Annotated in this window: 23 protein-coding genes; 11 read left to right on the forward strand and 12 right to left on the reverse strand. The window is 68.9% G+C overall.

Features of this window, described 5'->3' with window-relative positions; all coding sequences use genetic code 11:
* Positions 1-360 precede the first annotated feature (360 nt).
* Complete coding sequence (gene folP / locus AB0B64_RS07010; RefSeq protein WP_357941016.1) at positions 361-1224, reverse strand: dihydropteroate synthase; 864 nt, start codon at positions 1222-1224, stop codon at positions 361-363.
* A gap of 303 nt (positions 1225-1527) precedes the next feature.
* Between folP and AB0B64_RS07015 the strand changes: the two genes are divergently transcribed.
* Both AB0B64_RS07015 and ligD read left to right on the forward strand, forming a co-directional pair.
* Positions 1528-1836: a hypothetical protein gene (locus AB0B64_RS07015; RefSeq protein WP_357941018.1), complete on the forward strand. Its 309-nt coding sequence runs from the start codon at positions 1528-1530 to the stop codon at positions 1834-1836.
* A complete protein-coding gene (gene ligD, locus AB0B64_RS07020) occupies positions 1817-2824 on the forward strand; it encodes a non-homologous end-joining DNA ligase (protein ID WP_357941020.1) in 1008 nt (335 codons plus the stop codon). Before AB0B64_RS07015 ends, ligD begins: the two co-directional genes overlap by 20 nt.
* A 30-nt stretch (positions 2825-2854) precedes the next feature.
* Here ligD and AB0B64_RS07025 read toward each other — a convergent pair whose 3' ends face one another.
* On the reverse strand, positions 2855-3706 hold the full coding sequence (locus AB0B64_RS07025; protein WP_357941022.1) for an alpha/beta hydrolase: 852 nt from the start codon (positions 3704-3706) through the stop codon (positions 2855-2857).
* Positions 3681-4169 (reverse strand): hypothetical protein, encoded by a 489-nt coding sequence (locus AB0B64_RS07030; RefSeq protein ID WP_358175319.1) that lies wholly within the window; start codon positions 4167-4169, stop codon positions 3681-3683. Before AB0B64_RS07030 ends, AB0B64_RS07025 begins: the two co-directional genes overlap by 26 nt.
* A 280-nt stretch (positions 4170-4449) precedes the next feature.
* Here AB0B64_RS07030 and AB0B64_RS07035 point away from each other — a divergent pair, with 280 nt between their 5' ends.
* Positions 4450-4947, forward strand: a complete 498-nt coding sequence (locus tag AB0B64_RS07035) for a hypothetical protein (protein ID WP_357941027.1) — start codon at positions 4450-4452, stop codon at positions 4945-4947.
* A 36-nt stretch (positions 4948-4983) separates the two neighbouring features.
* Entirely contained in the window at positions 4984-5658 is a 675-nt protein-coding gene (locus AB0B64_RS07040; protein ID WP_358175322.1) for a class F sortase, read from the forward strand.
* Here AB0B64_RS07040 and AB0B64_RS07045 read toward each other — a convergent pair.
* The gene (locus AB0B64_RS07045; RefSeq protein WP_358175325.1) at positions 5655-7760 is read right to left on the reverse strand and encodes an acyl-CoA dehydrogenase; all 2106 of its coding nucleotides are present in this window, start codon (positions 7758-7760) and stop codon (positions 5655-5657) included. The two genes, AB0B64_RS07040 and AB0B64_RS07045, sit on opposite strands and share 4 nt — an antisense overlap.
* A 108-nt stretch (positions 7761-7868) precedes the next feature.
* Between AB0B64_RS07045 and AB0B64_RS07050 the strand changes: the two genes are divergently transcribed.
* The 4 genes from AB0B64_RS07050 to AB0B64_RS07065 are packed head-to-tail and all read left to right on the forward strand — an operon-like array spanning position 7869 to position 9688.
* Complete coding sequence (locus tag AB0B64_RS07050) at positions 7869-8024, forward strand: hypothetical protein (RefSeq protein ID WP_358175328.1); 156 nt, start codon at positions 7869-7871, stop codon at positions 8022-8024.
* 46 nt (positions 8025-8070) lie between these two features.
* A complete protein-coding gene (gene nthB, locus AB0B64_RS07055; protein WP_357941032.1) occupies positions 8071-8736 on the forward strand; it encodes a nitrile hydratase subunit beta in 666 nt (221 codons plus the stop codon).
* Entirely contained in the window at positions 8733-9320 is a 588-nt protein-coding gene (gene nthA / locus AB0B64_RS07060) for a nitrile hydratase subunit alpha (RefSeq protein WP_358175331.1), read from the forward strand. The genes nthB and nthA overlap by 4 nt, the downstream gene beginning before the upstream one ends.
* A gap of 26 nt (positions 9321-9346) precedes the next feature.
* Positions 9347-9688, forward strand: a complete 342-nt coding sequence (locus AB0B64_RS07065; protein WP_358175334.1) for a nitrile hydratase accessory protein — start codon at positions 9347-9349, stop codon at positions 9686-9688.
* Here AB0B64_RS07065 and AB0B64_RS07070 read toward each other — a convergent pair whose 3' ends face one another.
* The gene (locus tag AB0B64_RS07070) at positions 9689-10906 is read right to left on the reverse strand and encodes a TDT family transporter (protein WP_358175337.1); all 1218 of its coding nucleotides are present in this window, start codon (positions 10904-10906) and stop codon (positions 9689-9691) included. It lies immediately after the preceding gene.
* Between the two features lie 88 nt (positions 10907-10994).
* Positions 10995-11993: a GlxA family transcriptional regulator gene (locus AB0B64_RS07075; protein WP_357941040.1), complete on the reverse strand. Its 999-nt coding sequence runs from the start codon at positions 11991-11993 to the stop codon at positions 10995-10997.
* A gap of 82 nt (positions 11994-12075) precedes the next feature.
* Here AB0B64_RS07075 and AB0B64_RS07080 point away from each other — a divergent pair, with 82 nt between their 5' ends.
* On the forward strand, positions 12076-12537 hold the full coding sequence (locus AB0B64_RS07080; protein ID WP_357941042.1) for a helix-turn-helix domain-containing protein: 462 nt from the start codon (positions 12076-12078) through the stop codon (positions 12535-12537).
* Here the strand turns inward: AB0B64_RS07080 and AB0B64_RS07085 are convergent.
* Entirely contained in the window at positions 12534-13316 is a 783-nt protein-coding gene (locus tag AB0B64_RS07085) for a type II CAAX endopeptidase family protein (RefSeq protein ID WP_358175340.1), read from the reverse strand. The genes AB0B64_RS07080 and AB0B64_RS07085 overlap by 4 nt on opposite strands.
* 126 nt (positions 13317-13442) lie before the next feature.
* Between AB0B64_RS07085 and AB0B64_RS07090 the strand changes: the two genes are divergently transcribed.
* Together AB0B64_RS07090 and AB0B64_RS07095 are read left to right on the forward strand one after the other, a co-directional pair.
* Positions 13443-14582, forward strand: a complete 1140-nt coding sequence (locus AB0B64_RS07090) for a sensor histidine kinase (protein WP_358175972.1) — start codon at positions 13443-13445, stop codon at positions 14580-14582.
* Positions 14579-15208, forward strand: coding sequence for a response regulator transcription factor (locus tag AB0B64_RS07095; protein WP_358175343.1), 630 nt, complete (start codon positions 14579-14581; stop codon positions 15206-15208). Before AB0B64_RS07090 ends, AB0B64_RS07095 begins: the two co-directional genes overlap by 4 nt.
* Before the next feature lie 10 nt (positions 15209-15218).
* Here AB0B64_RS07095 and AB0B64_RS07100 read toward each other — a convergent pair whose 3' ends face one another.
* From AB0B64_RS07100 to AB0B64_RS07120, 5 genes are all read right to left on the reverse strand, one after another.
* On the reverse strand, positions 15219-16097 hold the full coding sequence (locus tag AB0B64_RS07100) for a tetratricopeptide repeat protein (RefSeq protein WP_357941048.1): 879 nt from the start codon (positions 16095-16097) through the stop codon (positions 15219-15221).
* 17 nt (positions 16098-16114) lie between these two features.
* On the reverse strand, positions 16115-17554 hold the full coding sequence (locus AB0B64_RS07105; RefSeq protein WP_358175346.1) for an aldehyde dehydrogenase family protein: 1440 nt from the start codon (positions 17552-17554) through the stop codon (positions 16115-16117).
* Between the two features lie 120 nt (positions 17555-17674).
* Positions 17675-18139, reverse strand: coding sequence for a hypothetical protein (locus AB0B64_RS07110; RefSeq protein ID WP_357941052.1), 465 nt, complete (start codon positions 18137-18139; stop codon positions 17675-17677).
* Between the two features lie 155 nt (positions 18140-18294).
* Complete coding sequence (locus AB0B64_RS07115; protein WP_358175348.1) at positions 18295-19230, reverse strand: hypothetical protein; 936 nt, start codon at positions 19228-19230, stop codon at positions 18295-18297.
* Between the two features lie 3 nt (positions 19231-19233).
* Entirely contained in the window at positions 19234-19380 is a 147-nt protein-coding gene (locus AB0B64_RS07120; protein WP_358175351.1) for a hypothetical protein, read from the reverse strand.
* Between the last annotated feature and the right edge of the window lie 177 nt (positions 19381-19557).

Raw genomic sequence — 19557 nt, forward strand, 5'->3', positions numbered from 1 at the left:
TTGGTCTCTTTACGGCACCCACGGTCAGCCCCAGTCGCCGTAAAGGGCGGGGGTCCCTGGCACACGTACGGCGTAACCGAGATGTGGTCGAAGGTGACCGGCGCGAACGGCATCGTGGTAGCGCGCCCTGGAGCAAGTTTCCCGAGCTGAGCGCCGCCGCGTCATCTCGCTTTCAAGGCTTTTGGGAGACCCCACGGGCTGGGCGCCGCACTGCGTGCCGTTGGCCCGCTGGACTCGCCGAGCCCACGCACCGGCCGCGCACCTCAGCAAGCGTCCGCCAAGTCGCCGGCCCAACTCGCCGGACGCTCGCCCTTCGGGCGCTACGCATTGGGCGGACGGCTTGGCTCCCATCGCACAGATTTACGCCAAACCGAGCAGTGATTCCGCCGCTCTCATCGCGGTGACATTCCCGGCGACATCATGGACTCGCACGACCCGCGCGCCCTGATGAACGCACATCGTGTTCGCCGCGATCGTTCCTGCCTTCAGTGCTTCGCTGTCTCGTTCCACCCCGAGGCTTTCCCGAATGAAATGCTTGTTGCTGCACGCCACGAGTACGGGATATCCGATCGCCGCGATCTCTCCCAGGCGGCGGGTTATCGTGTTCGAGTGCTCGGTGTTCTTGTTCAGGTCGTGCCCCGGATCGATGAAGATCTTCTCCGGTTTGATGCCATGTCCAACCGCGGCGTCCGCCCGTTGACGAAGGAATTCTGTCACCTCGCTGACGACATCTCCATATTGGGGGCTCGCTACCACCTCCCCCGGCCCGCCGATGCTGTGGGTAATGACAACGCTCATCCCTGTCTCGGCGATAAGGCTCGCCATCCCCGGCGAACGGAGCCCGTTCGTGTCATTGATCACATCGGCCCCCGCTTTGTAGGCCGCCTCCGCGACCTCCGGCAGGTGAGTGTCCACGCTGATCACGGCGTCGCTCTTCTCCCGAATGCCCTTGATTACCGGCACCACTCGGTCTATCTCTTCCGCCCCCGACAACGGTGGCTGATCAGAGCGGAAAGCCCGGCCCCCTACATCAAGCCATTCCGCGCCATCCCGTAGCGCCCGCTCCGCCGTCGCAATCGTCTCGCCAAGCTCCATCGACCGATTCGGATCCAGGCCCGAGTTGGGGGTGCGATTCACAATGCCCATCACGACTATGTGTCGTGCTAGATCGAATTCTCGCCGTCCCACTCTCCGTATCGGCGCGATCAGCTTGGGGTGGTACATCTGCATTACGTTCAACTCCGTCTGAAAGAATGATCAGCGCAGCGCCATGAAGAGGCCGATGGATCCCGGTTCGATCAAAACCACGTCGCCTGCTGCCAGCCCTTTCTTCATTGCTCGCCTCAGTCCCTAAGTCACTCGCGGTCATACTCCAGCGCAGCCGGGTGCCGTCCGTGGATCTCCACCACCATAACTTCAACATGTGGATCTCCGTAGTGCGTCGGAGACCCAGGTGTCAACGATGATCGTCAGTTTTAGACCGCTGCCTTCCCCTACGCCTCGTGGGACGCGACCGGCGCGCTGCAGGTGGGCCGTGTCCAGTGGCACAACACCTTCATCGAGAACTTCGCCGGTGACATCGACGAGCTGAAGGTGTGGAACCGGGAGTTGTTCGACGACCCGCGCACGGTCAACGATCCCGCGCGGCTGGCCGCCGCTGAAGATCGTGATCGGCTCGACCGGAGGAGCGTTTCCCTGAACAGGTCTCGGCCCGGTGTGGGTGGGTGGGGCTCACCGTGCCTGCCGTACAAGATCGTCAAGAGAATGAGGTACGGCGCGCAGGCGATCTCCACCGGAGGCGCGTTAGGTTGGGGGCATGGCGTCACCGTTTGTTGAGATTGAGGTGGGGGAGCGGACCGTTAAGGTCACAAATCCCGACAAGGTGTATTTCCCGGAGATCGGGGCGACCAAGCGCGAGCTGGTCGAGTACTACGTGAGCGTCGGCGACGGCGCCTTGCGCTCACTCAAGGATCGGCCGACCAACCTGAAACGTCACCCCGACGGCGTGCACAGCCCGGCGATCTACCAGAAGCGGATGCCGCCCAAGCATCCCGACTGGCTCGAGACCGTGACCGTCACGTTCCCCAGCGGGCGCAAGGCCGACTCCCTGCGCGTCACCGAAGTGGCCGCCATCGCCTACTGCGCCAACCTCGGCACCATCGACTTCCACCCCTGGCAGGTGCGCGCCGCCGACACCGAGCACCCCGACGAGCTGCGCATCGACCTCGACCCGCAGCCCGGCCTGGAGTTCGACGCCGCGCGGAAGGCCGCGTTCCTGACCCGCGAGGTGCTGGACGAGCTGGGGATGACCGGGTTCGTGAAGACCTCGGGCAACCGCGGCGTGCACATCGCCGTGCGGATCGAGCCGCGCTGGGACTTCGTTCAGGTACGGTACGCGGGCATCGCCCTGGCCAGAGCCATCGAGGCTCGGGATCCCAGCCTGGTCACGACCGCCTGGTGGAAGGAGGAACGCGGCGAACGGGTCTTCATCGACTTCAACCAGAACGCCCGCGACCGCACCATAGCCAGCGCCTACTCCGTCAGGGCCAGGCCGGACGCCACCGTCTCCACCCCGCTCACCTGGGACGAGCTGGCGGACGCCGACCCGCGCGACTTCGACATCCGCACGGTCCCGGCCCGCTTCGCCAAGCTGGGCGACGTCCACGCCGCCATCGACGACCAGGCGTACTCGATTGAAGCCCTGCTCGACCGCTACGAAAGCGACGAACGCGGCGACATGCCCTATCCCCCGAACTACCCGAAGATGCCCGGCGAGCCCAAGCGCGTACAGCCGAGCAAGGCCAGGGACAGCGAGCAAGACTGATCTGCCGGCGCGAGCACGGGGCATTCGGATTCACGCTGATGAGGCGCTGCCCGGGCTGTTCGCCGTGAGGAAGTCCGTTACGAGCGCGGCGACCGCCTTCGGCTGCTCGGCGAGCATATTGTGGCTGGCATCCAGCTCTTTGACCTGAATATTGGACGGCACGTCAGCGAGGTCCCGGCGCACCCCCCTTCTGAAGGCTTCCATCAATTCCCCGCCCGACATCCCCGGCGGGTCCTGGGTCGGAATCACCACCAGCGCGGCACAGGTGACCTGACGCAGCAGCGGAATCGTGTCGCGGAACTCCGGCGTGTATCGCACCGCTTCGAGGAGTGCCGCGCTGGGCCGGGCGTAGGTGTTCCCGTCCTTCTCGGTGAGAGCCCTCGTGGAGAACATCGCCTGGAACTCGGCGGACAGCGGTCGGCCCATGTTCGCGGCCTGCGCGTCGAACATGGCCTTGAGTTTCGCCAGTTCCTGGTCCCTTGCGGCCGGATCCATCCCCGGATAGTTGTCCGGGTCGTTCTCGGCGGATCGCAATCCGTCCAGGTTGACGATGCCCGGGCATCCGGGATGGCGCCGGGCCCAAAGTACGGCGAGCATTCCGCCCAGCGAGTGCCCGACTATTGCCGGGTTGCCGAGGTCGAAACGCCGCACCACGACCTCGATGTCGTCCAGAACTCTTTCCCACTCCCATGGCCCATCGCCGGACAGGCCGTGGCCCCGCAGATCCATGGCCACGGCCCGGTGGTCTCCAAGCTCCAGCGCGTCCCAGGCTTCCAGGGTGCCGCCGAGCCCGTGGAGAAGAAGCACGGGTTCGCCGTCCCCGCCTAAGTCCCGCGCGGCGAGGGGTATTTCGTGTTCAGTGATGGTCACGTCGTGCGGCATAACGCTCCTGAGGTTGGTTCAGTCGTTCGTGTATGGATTCTGTGGTCACCCCGCCGTCGGGATGCCGGTCGAGCTTGGCGCGTTTGACGAGGTCGTGAACGCCCTGTCGGGTGATGCCCAGCATCGCCCCCGCCGTGGCGAACGGCACCGCGGTCTTGCCCGGGTGGCCCACACGTCTGGCCACCGTCCGGCCAAAGGCCGTGCGCCACCACTCGTCGGGTGGATCGAACGGACCGTCTCCGGGAAAGACCGCCGCGATCAGCCGCGCTGCCGTATGAACCGCGAGCCGGTCGTCGGGTCCCAGCAACTGCGCGGCCCAAACCTCGGCCTCGATCCGCAATCGACCTCTGACCGGACCCACCTGTTCGTCCGAGCCGAACAGGATCTCCAGCGGATCGACGATCCGCCGCTCGATCAGTCTGACCAGCTCACCAGCCAACGCGACGTGCTCGCCCGTACTCACTTGACGAACAATAGCAAGTACTTGCTCTCGTTCGTCAAGTATCAATCGCGAAGCCGCTTCCGCTCGTTGATCCGACGGATATGAGCGCGGTGGGCGCGGTCGTGGTCCCGTTCGGGCTGCGGTCACTGCCTGTAGGTCGCTCCTGCGGTTTTACTGGGAGGGAGAAAACGCAGAGTAAGTGACTGATTTCACTTCGGTCACATTACTTGACTCATGGTCTAATAATTCGCAAGGCTCTCCTTCTATCTCGGGGCGTGACAACCGATTCGGGAGCCTTGTAATGACAAGAGCGCGACGTCTCGCAGCCGCCGGAGCCTTGGCGGCCTTCGTGGTCGGGGGCGTGAGCATGGTGGCGGGCATCGGAACCGCTTCGGCCACCACGCAGGACGAGCCGAACGCGGGCGCCACCTGCCTGCTGCCCATCCTGCCGTGCGAGGTCCAGCCGTCGCTCGCGGTGCCCGACCTGCCCATCCCCAACCCGCTCGACAGCTGGTCCAGCGCGCCCACGACGGACGACTCGTGGTCGCCGCCGCCCGATGAGCCGGCGCCCTCGAAGGAGCCCGACCGGCCGTGGAAACCGGCCGACGAAGAAGAGCACCGGATGCCGCAGGGCCATCCCGAGACGGGCGGTGGCGGGCTGGTGCCTGAGCCGCCGGTGTGGCCGTTCGCGGCGGGTGGGGTCGCGCTGCTGGCCGGGGCCGGGCTGACCGGGTTCGCCGTGCGGCGCGGCAAGGGCGACACGGACGCGGAGGAGATCGCGCAGGCCGCCCAACGCTGAAGCGGCCGATGGCATGGGAAGCGGGGCGGTGAGACGGTGGCTGGCTCGAAGCTGATCTGGGCCGGGGCGGGTGTGGTGTCGCTGGCCGGGGTGCTGCTGATCGGGTTCGGGATCAACGGCATGCTCGGCGACGGCGCGTCCGAATCCGTGGCGGCCGCCGGACCCCAGGTGCCCCACGCGCTCAAGGCCACCAGCCTGCCGTCCCTGAACGTGCCGCTCGGCAAGGTCGCCAAGCCGATGAAGGCCGCGCGGCCCACGGCCGTCTACATCCCCTCGATCGGCGTGTCGGCGCCGCTCATGGAACTCGGCCTCGACGCCGCCGGGGCCATCCAGAACCCGCCCTTCGACCCGCCGAACCTCGCCGGCTGGTACCGCTACGGCGCCGTCCCCGGCGGGCGCGGCGCCGCCGTGATCACCGGCCATCTCGACACGAAGAGCGGCCCGGCCGTGTTCGCGAGGCTCAAGAACGTCAAGCGCGGCGAGCAGGTGCAGGTGCTGCGGGCCGACCGGTCCGTGGCCGTGTTCGTGGTGGACCGGGTCGAGCACACGCCGAAGAAGAGCTTCCCCACCAAGAAGGTGTACGGGAAGATCGACTATCCGGGGCTACGGCTGGTGACCTGCGGGGGGACCTTTGACCGGCAGGCCCACAGCTATCGCGACAACACCATCGTGTTCGCCCACCTCGCGGCGCCGTACCATCTCAAAAGCTAAGGATCGCGGGGCAGGCCGAGGGCGCGTTCGGCGATGATGTTCAGCTGGACCTCGGCGGTGCCGCCGCCGATGGTGAACGCCCTGGTGGTCAGGATCGTCCGTGACCAGCGGGCGTTCGACGGGTCGAGTGACCAGCAGTATTCGGAGACGGCCTGGGCGTGGCGCATGCCGAGGAGTTTGCGCACGCTGGGGGCCGTACCCGGGTCGGTGCCCGAGAGCTGGGAGAGCGTCACGCGCAGGCCGAGCGCCGAGATGGCCTGGCCTTCCGCCCAGAGGCGGCCCGCCTGTTCGCGCTGGGACTGCCGCAGGTCGGGCAGCTTGCCGACGAGTTCGATCATGTCGGTGTGCTGGGAGCCGGGGCCCCAGGAGTCGCCGAGCGCGACCCGTTCATGCGAGAGCGTGTCGCGGGCCACGCGCCAGCCGCCGTCGACCTCGCCGACCACCAGGTCATCGGGTACGAACACGTCATCCAGGAACACCTCGTTGAAGATCTCCTCGCCGTTGATCTCCTTGAGCGGCCTGATGGTGATGCCCGGCGTGGCCATGTCCACCAGGAAGTAGGTGATGCCCTCATGCTTGGGTTTTGAGGGGGAAGTCCTCGCCAGACATATCCCGAAATGTGCGTACTGGGCGAGGGATGTCCAGATCTTCTGGCCCGTCAGGGACCAGCCGCCCTCCACCCGGGTCGCCTTCGTCGACAGGCCCGCCAGGTCGGAGCCCGCGCCCGGCTCGCTGAAGAGCTGGCACCACACGATCTCGCCGGTGAACGTCCTGGGCAGGAAGCGTTCGGCCTGTTCGGGGGTGCCGTACTTGACGATGGAGGGCACGGCCCACGCCGCTATGCCGAGGTTCGGGCGGCCGAGGTCGCGGAACTCCTGGTGGATGATCACCTGCTCCAGCGGTGACGCGGCCCGGCCCCACGGCTTCGGGAGGTAGGGCATGATCCACCCTTCCCGGGCGAACCTCCCCAGCCTGGCCTCTCGCTCCAACGCCCGCAGAGACGCCGCCTCGGCCCAGATCGTGTCGCGTACCTTCGCCGCCTCCTCGGGCAGATCGGGCTCCATGCGCCGCCGCACCCCCGCGGCGGCCAACTCGGCCACCTTCTCGGCCCACACGCCCGGATCGTTGGCCAGCATCCTGTCGGACAGGGCCCGGCGGTAGTAGCGATGCGCGTCGTGCTCGTAGGTGTAGCCGATGCCGCCGAGGACCTGGATCGCGTCGGCGGTACACCGTACGGCCGCATCGGGCCCCAGCACCGCCGCCACCCCGACCGTCAGCCGCGCCTCATCGCCGACCATCCACGGTCCGGTACGACTCGCGGCCGATCCGACCGTGACCCGCGTACGGCCGAGGGTCGGCGCGGCGGGGACCGCCTCGTCCAGAGCCCTGGCCGCGTCCCAGACGGCGGCGCGTGCCTGCTCCAGCGCCACCAGCGCCGCCGCCACCCGGTGCTTGACCCCCTGGAACTGCCCGATCGGCCGCCCGAACTGCTCGCGCACCTTGGCGTACTCGGCGGCCGTCGCCACGGCCCACGCCGCCACCCCGCACGAGTCCGCGCCCAGCAGCACGGCGGCCACCTCGCGCACCGGCACGACACCGAGCGGCCGCTTCCGCGTCCCGGTGAACCCCACGATCGAGCACACGGCCCGGTCGAGGTCCACGCTCTCGAACGGCTCGGCGGTGACGTCCTGCCACTCGAACAGCGACCACTCCCCGTCCCCGATCGGCAGCAGGAAGACGTCGGCCTTGGGGGAGCCCAGGGCGAGCAGCGTGTCGCCGTCGGCCGTACCGTGCAGGGCGACCGCCGCGCTGAGCGACCCGTCGGCGAGGCCGCCGAGCAGGTCCTTCGGCCCCCGGGACCGCGCGAGCACCGCCGAGGCGAGCACGGTCGGCAGGTAGGCGCCGGGCACGCGCCGCTCACCGAGCACCTCCAGCGCCACGGCCAGCTCCAGCAGCCCGTAGCCCTGACCGCCGTACTCCTCGGGCAGGTGCAGCCCGAGCACCCCCTGCTCGGCCAGCGCCCGGTGGCTGGTGTCCCGCTCGGCCTGCCCGCGTACGGAGGCGGCCAGCGCCCGGTGTTCCTCGGTCAGCCCGATCCCCATGCGACCGAATCTAGAAGCCCGGTGTGTCGATCTCCAGAGGTCAGAGGCAACGGATCACGCACAGTCGGCGTCGCGCTACGCCGGCCGCCGCATCGGTGAACAACCCCTGTGCGCGGCCGCCGGCCTGGTGGCCGCCCTCACCGCCGCCCCGCCGGCATCGGCATCGGCGAGAAGGTCGGTGACAACAGCGTCGTCTGCGTCTACGTCCACACCGTCCCCGCCGGAGAGACCGAAAGGCGGCTCACCTTCCACATCACCCACTGACCGCCTGGGTATATGTCCCGCTATGTAGGTATATGGGGGTGATTGCGTGGATGGGATCGCCGATATGGGGGGCACCGAGGGCTGGGGACCCACCCATCCGCCGAGAGGCGATGAGCCGGTCTTCAAGGAGCCCTGGCAGGGGAGGGCGTTCGCGCTGACGCTGCTGTCCATCCGGGTGTCCGGGCGAAACGTGGACGCCTTCCGGCATGCGCAAGAGCGCCTGGGCCGAGCCGCCTACCTCGACGACGGCTACTTCGGCCGCTGGCTCAACGCCTCGGAGCTGATGCTCACCGACAGCGCCATCCTCGCGTCGGCCGCGATCGACGCCCGCGCTCGCAACCTGCGCGGCGAACACGTTGAGGAACCACCGATCCCCGAACCCGCGAAGCCCGACTACACGCCGACCGCTGCGGGCTCGCTCCGTTCGGTGGACGTCCCGCCGGCCTTCGCCGTCGGCGAGCGGGTACGCGCCAAGGACATGTCACCGCCCGGGCACACCAGGTTGCCGGCGTACGTACGCGGACATACCGGCGTTGTCGAGTTCATCCAGCCCGCCGCGCTGCTGCCGGACACCAACGCGCACTTCCTGGGCGAGAACCCCCAGCACGTCTATTCGGTGCGCTTCGACTCACGGGAGTTGTGGGGCGCCGACGCCGAACCCTTCACGCTCACCGCGGAGCTGTACGAGAGCTACCTGGAGGCACTCTCATGACCACCGGCGGACGTCTCCCCGCGGCGCTGCGTACCGAAGCGCTCGAGCAACTGCTCACCGAGCGGGGCCTGATCGACCCGAAGGCGATGGACGGGATCATCGCCAACTACGAGACCAGCGTGGGCCCGCTCAATGGCGCCAAGGTGGTCGCCAAGGCGTGGACCGACCCGCGGTACCGGCGACGGCTGCTCGCCGATGGCACCGCGGCCATCAAGGAGCTGGGCTTCGGCGGGCCGCAGGGCGAGCACATCGTCGTCGTGGAGAACACCGCGACCACCCACAACGTGGTGGTCTGCACGTTGTGCTCGTGTTACCCGTGGCCGGTGCTCGGCCTGCCGCCGAGCTGGTACAAGGATCCGGCCTACCGGGCGCGCATGGTCAAAGAGCCGCGTACGGTGCTGTCGGAGATGGGGCTCGAACTCGCCGAGGACGTACGGATCACCGTCCGCGACTCCACCAGCGAAGTGCGCTGGCTGGTGCTGCCCGAACGCCCGGCCGGCACCGAGCACCTGTCGGAGGAACAGCTCGTGCCGCTGGTGACCCGGGACGCGATGGTCGGCGTGGCCAAGGTCAAGGCGCCATGACCACCCCGCTCGAAGGTCAAAGCGCCATGACCACCCCGCTGGACGCCGAGGGGCCGGCCGCACCGCCCCGCTCCAACGGCGAGCTGGTCTTCGTCGAGCCGTGGCAGAGCCGCGCCTTCGGCATGGCCGTCACCCTGTACGAGGCGGGCGTGTTCACCTGGCCGCAGTTCCGGGCCGCCCTGATCGCCCGCATCTCAGCCTGGGAGAAGGACGAGCGCTGGAACTACTACCAGCACTGGCTGGACGCCCTGCAGGATGTGCTCGTCGGCCAAGGCACCGTGTCCGCCGAGGAGGTCACCACCCGCGCACATACCCTGGCCCGACGCCACCCGGGCCACGACCACCTCGACGATCACGGTCACCCGTGATCACGCCCGCCTCTCCGGCCTGCCCGCGTGCGCGGCCGCGTGGCGCAGTGAGCGGCAGGCCACCACGACCCACGCGGCGACGAGTAGCGCGTAGAGGACGACGGCGACCCAGACGAAGATCTGCGAGCCGGTACGGGCAGCGAGGGCGCCGGTGCCGGTGACGCAGGCACCGAGCGGGAAGATGAAAGACCACCAGGTGACGGCGAAGGGCAGCCCCGCTCGGAACTCCCGTACGGTCAGCGCCGCGGCGAGCGCGAGCCACAGCATGGCGAAGCCCCACACCCCGACTCCGCACAGCAGCGCGACGACCTCCGCGCCGTGCGCGTACGACATGGGCAGCGCGCTCGGCGTCGCGGTGGCCAGCGTCCCCAGCCCTGTCACGATCTGGCCCAGCGCCCCCAGGCCGATCCACACCGTGGGGACCATCGCACCAGTGGGCGCGTCATGGTGCACCAGGCGGCTGTAGACCATGGCCAGCACCAGCAGTACCGCCACCAGGCCGAGCCCGAACATCGCGTAGCAGCCCAGCAGCAGGGCCAGCCGCGCCTGCCCGGCAGGCGTGTGCGGGACGAGCAGCGCGCCCGTCGTGGCCGAGACCAACGGTGGTACCACCGGCATCAGCCAGCCACCGAACGCCGCGTCCGGTGCGAAGCGGTGCCGGGTGACCATCAGGTACGGCACCGTACAGGCGGTGGCGAGACCGAGTGCGGTGCCGAGCGACCACAGCGCCCAGTCCACCTCCAGCGCGGCCCGCGCCCCGATCACCGGCTGACCGAGTCGCAGTGCCCCGGCACCTACCGTGAGCAGCGCCACGGCCGGCGCGCCGAAGAATTGAGCGTGCACCGGATCCGCGGCGTGCAGGCGCAGCGCCCGCTGCCAGACGTAGCCGACCGTCAGCACGACGAGCAGCAGGCCGGCCCCCGACCAGACCACCGTGGCGGCGACCAGCAGCCCAGGAAAGCTTCGGGGCAGGGTGACCGCCGCGTTGGCGACGATACCGGTGCCCATGACGGCCGCGAACCAGCTGGGGGCGAGCAGCGCACGACCTATGGGCGGCGGGGAGAGCCCCGGGTCCACGTCGCCCTCGGCAGGGATGGCTCGGGCATTGCTGGGGTGGGGTGTCACGGCGTAGAACGCCTCTTTCTCCGTCTGGGGAATCACCGTCGTGAACCGGCCGACCGGAGGGCCCCAGCCCAGCACATCGCGGGCCGCGGCCAAGTCCGTCGGCTCGTTGGCATCACGGTATGGCGGCCGCTCGTCCCGGGCGGATAGCAGCGTGTGCCACAACGCCCTCACATCAGGACATTCAACGGAGCGGGTCCGCCACTCCGGTGGTGTGGAAACGCGCCCGGAACACGCCTGGAGTCACCTTGAGATTGCGTACGAACGCTCTGCGTAGTGACTCCGCGGAGCCGAACCCGGTGCGGCGGGCGATCACCGCCATGGGATCGTCGCCGGTCTCCAGCATCGCCTGCGCCGCTTCCAGCCGGATCTGCTCCACGTACCGGGCCGGTGTCGTGCCCATCTCGTCGTAGAAGAGCCGGGTCACGTGGCGGGAGCTGATGCCGGCTCTGCGCGCCATGGTGGACAGCGTGTGGGTGGCGCCGGGATCTTCCACGACGGCGTCGAGCACCCGGCGGAGCATCTCCTGGCGAGTGTGCGGAGCACGGGCGCGCACGCTGAACTGGGACTGCCCGCCGGGCCGTTGCATGAAGACCACCATGTCCTTGGCCACCGCGCGGGCCACTTCGGCTCCACAGTGCTGTTCCACGAGAGCCAGTGAGAGGTCGATGCCCGCGCTCACCCCGGCCGAGGTCATCACCTTCCCGTCCTGGACGAAGATCGCGTCGGACTCGACCTGGACGGCGGGGAAACGCAGGGCGAGATCCCGTGAGTGGCGCCAGTGGGTGGCGGCGCGACGGCCGTCCAGGAGGCCGGCGGCGGCCAGCAGGAAGGCGCCGGTGCAGACGGAAACAGTGCGACGAGAGTTCGCGTCGAGCCTGCGCACCATGTCCAGCAGCGCGTCGTCCTTGATCAGCTGGTCCCAGCCCGGACCTCCGGGTATCACCAGGACGTCGCTGGTCTCGTGCGCGTCCTTGACGGCCATGTCGACGCTGAGCCGGGTGCCTGCCGAGGTCGTCACCTCGTTGCCGTCGGCCGACACGAGGTTCAGCCGGTAGTGGCCGCCGAATTCGTTCGCCGAAGTGAACACCTCGATCGGACCGGTCACGTCCAGCAGCCGGGCTCCAGGAAAGACGAAGATCGTGACGAGGAGTGGGCCGGTTCCGGCGTGTCTGGGGTTCATCGAATGCCCTCCGGACCTGCGATGCGGTGCCGCCGATGTTAGGCGTAGTGAGTTCGCAAAACAAACCGACTAGGCTCGCGGTGTGACCGATGTCCAGCCACGTGCCTGCCCTATCGCCGGGACCCTCGACCTGGTAGGAGAGCGCTGGTCGCTCCTGGTATTGCGTGAGGTGTTCATGGGCGTCCGGCGCTACGCCGACATCCGCGCCAACACCGGAGCGCCCCGGGACGTTCTCACCAAGCGACTGAGGTCACTGGAGGCCGCGGAGATCCTGGAGCGCCGCCCGTATCAGGACCGCCCTCCCCGCTCCGAGTACCACCTGACGGCAGCGGGGCAGGCGCTGGAGCCGGTGCTGATCGGGCTCCGGGAATGGGGCATCCGGCACCTGCGGAACCCGCCGCCCGCACCGCGGTTCCTGCACACGTGCGGTGCCGAGGTGCAGACGCGGATCGTCTGCGCGGAGTGCGGCGAACCTCTTGAGGGAGGTGGATTGGTGAAGGTGCCGCAGGAGCCGGACCGTCCCCGTGCAATCGGGCGCCTCTAGGAAAGGGCGTCCGATCCCGCCCGCGCAGGACCGGACACCCGGTCGCGGCCGCTCGGGAATCTGAGCACCAAGACGGCGGTCAGGACGAGGGCGGCGGTCTGAAGGGCGAGTTGCACCCCATAGTTGATCTCTTGGGTGGGGAACGCGCCGCTGCTCAGGTAGATCGAGGTATGTACGCCCACAGCCATCCACACCGCTCCCGTTCGCGCCCGGGCCGCCCCGCACAGCAGCCCGAGCGCGGTGGCCTGTACGACATAGAGGATCTTCTCCGCGATCCCCGAGGCGGGGCTGCTCGACAGGATGTGGATCGCGCCGAAGGACAGCGTGGTGATCGCCAGAACGGCGCGGGGGCTGAGCCGGTCGGACAGCGTGTCGTACAGATGGCCGCGGAACAGCAGCTCCTCCGGGAACGAGGCTCTCAGCATGATCAGGACGATGGCGACAGGGAGCATGAGGGGCGACTCGATCGCCGGCGGTTGCCACGTCGCCGCGCCCGCCCAGACGGAGACCGCGTTGGCCGCGAGCAGGGCGGCCAGGCCCACCGCCATGCCGAGCAGCGCCTGAGGCAGGGCCCGCCAGGTCAAGGTCATCCCGAGGCCGGACCACGGGCGGTGGCTCACGAAGCGCCGATAGACGTACAGGAGGAGGAGCACCAGCACCGTGATCAACGGCGCCAGGGCTTGGGAGCCGTCGAACAGGACGTTGCTGATCGCGATGACTCCGAACGTGGCCGCGAACAGCATCGCGATCGTGACAAGAACAGCACCGAGGATTCGCATGGCGGCACGCTAAAGCGCACTCGTCAGCGCGCACATCGAGCATGGGGTAGATCCGGGCGTGACCGAAGTACCGTGTCGCTGGGGGGATGTCCGGGGGCGGGTAGCCGCGTAGGGTCCCCAGATGTGATGTTTCGCGACCCCGGTCGGCCTGCCCTGCTGTCGGTGGTGTTCTGGTCGGTCTTCGCGACGGTCCTGGTCGGCGGCGTCGGATCCTCAGTCGGACCCGCCATCGGATCCCCAGTCGCATGGCCGCGCCTCGGGGTCTTCGCCGCTCTGATGGCGCTGGTGGCGGTGCTCTGGCTGATCATGCCGTGGAGCCCCGACGCGAGCCCCGTGCGCAAGCTGGCCGCCCCAGGGCTCCTGGTGGCGATCTTGTTCGTCGGTCAGTTCCTGAGCGGGTGGCACACCGCGCTGGTGTTCGTCGCGATGGTGAACCTCGCCTTCGTGTACGACATGCGCCGCGCCATCGTGATCACGGCGATCTACCTGCTCTCCGTCGGCGGGTTCATCCTGATGCTGCTCGGCGCCACCTGGCGCGAAGCGCTCGACCAGGTCATGCCGATGACGCTGCTCGCCGTCTTCTCGCTGGCCATGACCTCCGCCCTGCTCGAGGCCGGGCGGCAGCGAGCGGCGGCGCAGCGGCTGATCGAGCGGATCAGGGAGCTGGCGGTGGCCGAGGAACGCGCCCGGATGGCCAGGGACATGCACGACTCGATCGGGCACCAGCTCACCGTGATCAAGATCAACCTGGAGAACGCCGAACGCTACCGGGAACGGCGTCCGGAACTGATCTGGGAGGAGGTACGCCAGGCCAAGGAGATGACCGTGCGGGCGCTGGCCGAGGCGCGGCGCTGGGTGCGCGCGCTGCGCCCCCTCGCGCTGGACGGCCGGCTCGGCAGCGCCGCGCTCGGCCAGCTGGCCCGGTCCTTCGAGGGCACCGGCATCGAGGTCGGCTTCACGGTCGACGGGCACGAACGCCGCATCGACCCCGACTCCGAGCTGGTCCTCTACCGCGTACTCCAGGAAGGGCTCACCAACGCGCTGCGGCACGCCGAAGCCCGCCGGGTGCGTGCCCACCTGAACTTCGGCGAGGATCGGGTGGTGCTGACGATCGACGATGACGGCAAGGGCGCGGCGCGCGCGGCCGGGTTCGGCCTGTCCTCGCTGGCCGAGCGGGTGCGGTCGGTCGGCGGTAGCTTCCTGGCGGCCAACGCCCGCGACGGCGGGTTCGAGCTGCGGGCCGAGGTGCCGGTGGCCCGGCCATGATCCGCATACTGCTCGTGGACGACCAGGAGCTCATGCGCCGCGGACTGCGCAAACTGCTGGAGATCGAGGACGGGATCGAGGTGGTGGGCGAGGCCGCCGACGGCAGGGAGGCACTGGCCGCCGTGCCGGGTTGCGCCCCCGATGTGGTGCTCGTCGACGCCAGGATGCCGCGGATGGACGGGGTCGAGCTGACCGCCCGGCTCGCCGCCGAGCACCCGAGCGTCGCCGCGCTGGTGCTCAGCACCTTCGAGGAGGACGCGTACATCTTCGGCACCCTGCGCGCCGGAGCCTGCGGCTACCTGCTGAAGGACTGCTCGCCCGAGGAGCTGATCGACGGCATCCGCAAGGCGTACGAGGGCGAGACCGTGCTCGACGGGCCCGTGGCCGCCCGGCTCGTGGCCGAGCTGCGCGGGCAGCCGCGCGAACCGAGCCGCTTTCGCGGCCAGGAACTCCTGTCGAGCCGGGAACTCGAGGTGGCCAGGATGATCGCCGTGGGTGCGACCAACCGGGAGATCGCCGCCCGGCTGTTCATCACCGAGGGGACGGTGAAGAACCACGTGTCGAGCATGCTGCGCAAACTGGGACTACGCGACCGCACCCAACTCGCCCTGCACCTGTCCAGGTAGTAAGGGGTTTTCAGGAGTCACCGAACTCCAGGTCCAGTGCCCGGGTGAAGTCGGCCACCGCCTCCTCGTGCCGCTCCATCTCTTGCAGGACCTCCCCCCGCACCCGGTACGCCCAGATGTAGTCCCCGTCCAGCTCGATCGCCCGGTCCAGGTCCTTCACCGCGCCCTCGTTGTCGCCCATCTCGCTGAGCACCGCCCCGCGGCTGCCCAGCGCCCGGTCGTTGTCCGGGTCAAGGTCGATGGCCCGGTTCAGGTCGGCCAGGGCCTCGTCGTAGCGGTCGACCATGCGCAGGGCCTCGCCGCGCCTGCTGAACGCCCGTACGTACTCGGGCTCCACCTCCAGCGCCCGCGTGTAGTCGTCGATGGCCTCGGTGTACAGGTGCATGCGCTGGTAGAGCTCGCCTCTGGCCAGCCACGAGTACGCCAGTTCCTCGTTCAGGGCGATGATCTTCGCGTGCTCCTCCAGCGCCTCGTCCAGGCGGCCGAGATCGGCGAGGGTGTCCGCCTTCGCCTCCAGGATCCACAGCGATTCGGGCGAGAGGGTGAGCGCGTGCTCGAAGTCGGCCATGGCCTCCTCGAAGCGGCCGAGCGAGGCGTACGCCTGGCCGCGCGAGCCCAGGGCGTACCCGCTGTCCGGCTCCAGCCGCAGCGCCTCGTCGAAGTCGGACAGCGCGGCCTCATAGCGCTCGATGATCCGGTGGCTCTCACCCCGCAGCCGCCAGGCTCGGGCATTGTCCGGCACGAGCGCGATCGACTCCGTAAGATCGGCGATGGCGGCGTCGTGTCTCGACAGCGCGATGTACGACTCGGCCCGGCTGCGCAGCACCGAGGCCCGAGACTGTGCGGCAGCCTCGGAAAGCTCCGGCTTTTCGTTGATCCCCTCGCTCATGATGGGAATCTATCTAACTAAATCTGGATGATGGCCGCCTTTTCCCGGGTGTATTCGAGGACCGAGTCGTGCCCGTAGCCGCTGTCCTTCACGCCGCCGAACGGCAGCCCCGGCGGCATCTGCCGGAAAGTGTTCACCCACACCGTCCCGCTCCGCAGATCGCGGACGAACCGGTGGGCGCGGCGCAGGTCACGCGTCCACAGACCGGCCGCCAGCCCGTACGGCGAGTCGTTGGCGATCGTCAGCGCCTCCTCGTCCGTCTCGAACGGGATCGCCACCGCCACGGGTCCGAAGATCTCCTCCTGGCAGATGCGCAGCGCGTTGTCGCCGGTCGTGTAGAGGGTGGGCGCCACCCAGTAGCCGCCGGGCAGATGCGGCACCACCTCGGCGCCCGCCCGGCCGCCGAACACCAGCTCCGCGCCCTCCTTCTCGGCCACCTCCAGGTAGGAGACGACACGCTCGTACTGGCCGGCCGACACGATCGGGCCCATCGTGGTCGCCAGGTCGAGCGGGTCGTCCAGGATGAGGCTCTCCGCGATCCGCCGGGTACGCTCCAGCACCTCGTCCCAGACGGACCGGTGGACCAGGATCCGCGAACCGGCCACGCAGACCTGCCCGGCGTTGCCGGTGAAGATGGAGTTCACGGTGATGCCCTGGGCGGCCGCCTCCAGATCAGCATCAGGGAAGACGATATTTGGCGACTTGCCGCCTAGTTCGAAGGTCATCGGCTTGAGCGAGTCGGCGGAGGCCCTGGTGATGGCCTGGCCGGTGGCCGTCGAACCGGTGAGGCTGATCTTGCCGACGCCCCGGTGCCGTACGAGGGCGTCGCCCACCTCCTCGCCCAGGCCGCTGACGATGTTCAGCACCCCGGGCGGGAACACCTCCGCCAGCAGCTCGCCCAGCCGCAACACCGACACGCTCGCCTGCTCGGCGGGCTTGACGATGACCGTGTTGCCGGCCGCGAGGGCGAAGGCGGCCTTCGCGGAGAACGTCGAGATGGGGGAGTTCCACGGGATGATGCAGACGGCCACGCCGTACGGCTCGCGCCGCGTCAGGCCCAGGGCGTCGGGCCCCAGGATGACGGTGTCGCCCTTGACCGCGTCCAGGCACTGGCCCGCGGCGAGCTGCCACAGGTGCGCCATGCCCGGCAGGTCCTTCTTCAGGGTGTCGCGCAGGATCCTGCCGTTGTCGCGCGTCTCCAGCCTGGCCAGCTCCTCGGCGTGCTGGACGAAGAGCTCGGAGACCTTGCGCAGGAAGTGCGCCCTGCCCAGCGCCGGCATGGCCGACCAGCGGGGGAACGCCTCCTGGGCCGCCGCCACGGCCGCCTCGGCGTCCTTGGGGCCGCTCGCCGGGATCCTGGTCCACACCTCGCCGGTGGCCGGATTGACGGAGTCCATGGTCTTGCCGTCGGCGGCCGGGACGAGCTTGCCGCCGATCAAGTTGCGATAGTCAGCCACGTGGCCAAGCATATGCTTGCTTGCCTCGCGCGGGCTAGCGGGCACCGCGGTGGGCCGGGTGCCCATCGTGATCGCAGAAACCGCTGTGATCACGATGGGCGGGGGTTTGTCGACCGGTGCTCAGCCGTCGATCCGGCTGATGGTGTACATCTGCGGGGTGGCGCCGAGCTGGGCGCGCAGTTGCCGGCCACTGCCCACGTTGGAGGCGGGCTTGTGGTCGCTGATCACTACCGGCCGTGCGTCTTGCCACCATTCGCACTGGTCGCCGCCGCCCAGGAACCTCCACCGCTGGCTGGAGGAGCCTACGGCGCAGACGTAGCCGTCGCTGGAGTCCAGCCAGTAGTCGGCGTAGGGGCCGTCGTCGATCTTCATTCGGCAGCTCCAGCCGTCGTCCTCTTCCTGGCCGTCTACCGCGCGGAAGCGCGCCTGGGTGGACTCGACGGCGCCCCAGCACAACCACTTGGTGTCCACCAGGCGTGAAGGGTGGTCGGGGGCGGGCTGTGTGCCGTACGCGAAGTCCAGCCGACTCTGGGGGTGCAGCTCCGTGCCCCGGTAGATGGAGAACCGTCCCGGTGGAAGTCCCATGGATCCCTCGCTAGCTACTTTGTGCATTCCTTCATGTTCAGAGAGTAGCTACCCAGCATCGGGACGGGCCGCACCCATGCCTGTGGGGCAAAGTAGAACGTTTGCGCAGGTGAAGGGCGATGAGGGTGGCCCGCGCCGCTCCTAGGTTCAGCTCGCTACGGCTGCGGGATGCCGAGGTCCGAGGGGCGCTGGGCTGAGGTGGGGCGCTTGGCGAGGTCGGGGTCGAGTTGGTCCAGCAAACGCTGGACCAGGGCCGCCCGGCGTACCCGCTCCCGGCCCAGCTCGCGGGGCACGGCGCCGAGGTGGGCGCCGGACGGGTAGATGTTCGGCGCGTTCCGCAGCCCCATTTTCAGGTAGACCGGTGCCGTCGCCCGGACGATCTCCACCGCCTCGTAGAAGCGGACGAACCCGCCCTGGTCATCGGGCACTTCCAGATACAGGTCGATCGGCAGGCCGGTGGCGGCGCGGATCTCGGACAGGTGCGGGACGGTCAGGTCGGTGCCGACGTTGAGCGTGCTCGCGCCGAGCCGTTCCAGGATCGTGGCGGTGGGGCCGTTGGTGAGCGGCAGGAGTACGGAGGTCTTCAGCACCAGGGAGGACGGGAGCGCGCCGTCGGCCTTCATCGTCGTGAGCACCTCCAGCGTGCCGAGATCGCCGACGAGCAGGCTGCGGATGCCCAGCTCGCACGCCCGCAGCGCATCGGCCACGCAGGCGGCGACCATCGCGTTGCCCCTGGCCGCAGCGCCGACCGCCTGGGTCACCTTGGCCTGGCCGCCGGTGTCCCAGGCGGCGCGCGGGCCGAGGAACAGGTTGATCTCGATGCCGCGCTCGGCGCCGATGCGCGCCATGCGGGTGATCTCCGCGTCCGACAGCATCATCACGCCGCTGCCCTGCGAGGTCCGGTGCACCGGTACGTTCAGGAGGTCCCCCTCCGCGACGACGGCCTCCAGGACCTCCGGCCCCTCCACACTGGGAATCTCGAACCGGTATGGAGCGCCGTCCGCGAACCGGGCGACGGAGGGGGCGGGGGCGGTCACCACCGGATGTCCCAGGCGAGCCATCAGGGCGTGCAGGTCGGCAAGAGTGGTCATCGGTTAGTTCCCCTCATAGATGATCTCGGCGCGACCGGGAGTGGTGCGGCGGCCCTGGTCGTCTTCGCCCCACAGTTCGAGCTCCGCCCGCTCTCCGTCGGTCGAGACCACCCGGCCGCGGCACGTGTGCGGGCGGTCGCGGAAGTCCATGCCCCGGTAACGCACATGCCTCTGGGGCGGACATTTCTGGTCTGGTTCCTCTTTCACCGGATCGGTCGGCGGGGCGCCGCTCACCGTACTCAAAAGTACATCGAGCAGCAGAAACAACCCCGTATGAGTAAAAGTGAAGCTGCCGACGAACCTGAAAGACCAGGACACCCTCGCGCC

It is taken from the genome of Nonomuraea sp. NPDC049129, from assembly GCF_040648495.1.
Taxonomy (GTDB): domain Bacteria; phylum Actinomycetota; class Actinomycetes; order Streptosporangiales; family Streptosporangiaceae; genus Nonomuraea.

Bases quoted from the DNA above. Each gene is read 5' to 3' on its own strand.
- folP (WP_357941016.1), bottom strand. From the start codon at position 1,224: ATGTACCACCCCAAGCTGATCGCGCCGATACGGAGAGTGGGACGGCGA.
- ligD (WP_357941020.1), top strand. From the start codon at position 1,817: ATGGCGTCACCGTTTGTTGAGATTGAGGTGGGGGAGCGGACCGTTAAG.
- AB0B64_RS07025 (WP_357941022.1), bottom strand. From the start codon at position 3,706: ATGCCGCACGACGTGACCATCACTGAACACGAAATACCCCTCGCCGCG.
- AB0B64_RS07035 (WP_357941027.1), top strand. From the start codon at position 4,450: ATGACAAGAGCGCGACGTCTCGCAGCCGCCGGAGCCTTGGCGGCCTTC.
- AB0B64_RS07045 (WP_358175325.1), bottom strand. From the start codon at position 7,760: ATGGGGATCGGGCTGACCGAGGAACACCGGGCGCTGGCCGCCTCCGTA.
- nthA (WP_358175331.1), top strand. From the start codon at position 8,733: ATGACCACCGGCGGACGTCTCCCCGCGGCGCTGCGTACCGAAGCGCTC.
- AB0B64_RS07065 (WP_358175334.1), top strand. From the start codon at position 9,347: ATGACCACCCCGCTGGACGCCGAGGGGCCGGCCGCACCGCCCCGCTCC.
- AB0B64_RS07075 (WP_357941040.1), bottom strand. From the start codon at position 11,993: ATGAACCCCAGACACGCCGGAACCGGCCCACTCCTCGTCACGATCTTC.
- AB0B64_RS07085 (WP_358175340.1), bottom strand. From the start codon at position 13,316: ATGCGAATCCTCGGTGCTGTTCTTGTCACGATCGCGATGCTGTTCGCG.
- AB0B64_RS07090 (WP_358175972.1), top strand. From the start codon at position 13,443: ATGTTTCGCGACCCCGGTCGGCCTGCCCTGCTGTCGGTGGTGTTCTGG.
- AB0B64_RS07095 (WP_358175343.1), top strand. From the start codon at position 14,579: ATGATCCGCATACTGCTCGTGGACGACCAGGAGCTCATGCGCCGCGGA.
- AB0B64_RS07100 (WP_357941048.1), bottom strand. From the start codon at position 16,097: ATGAGCGAGGGGATCAACGAAAAGCCGGAGCTTTCCGAGGCTGCCGCA.
- AB0B64_RS07110 (WP_357941052.1), bottom strand. From the start codon at position 18,139: ATGGGACTTCCACCGGGACGGTTCTCCATCTACCGGGGCACGGAGCTG.
- AB0B64_RS07115 (WP_358175348.1), bottom strand. From the start codon at position 19,230: ATGACCACTCTTGCCGACCTGCACGCCCTGATGGCTCGCCTGGGACAT.
- AB0B64_RS07120 (WP_358175351.1), bottom strand. From the start codon at position 19,380: ATGGACTTCCGCGACCGCCCGCACACGTGCCGCGGCCGGGTGGTCTCG.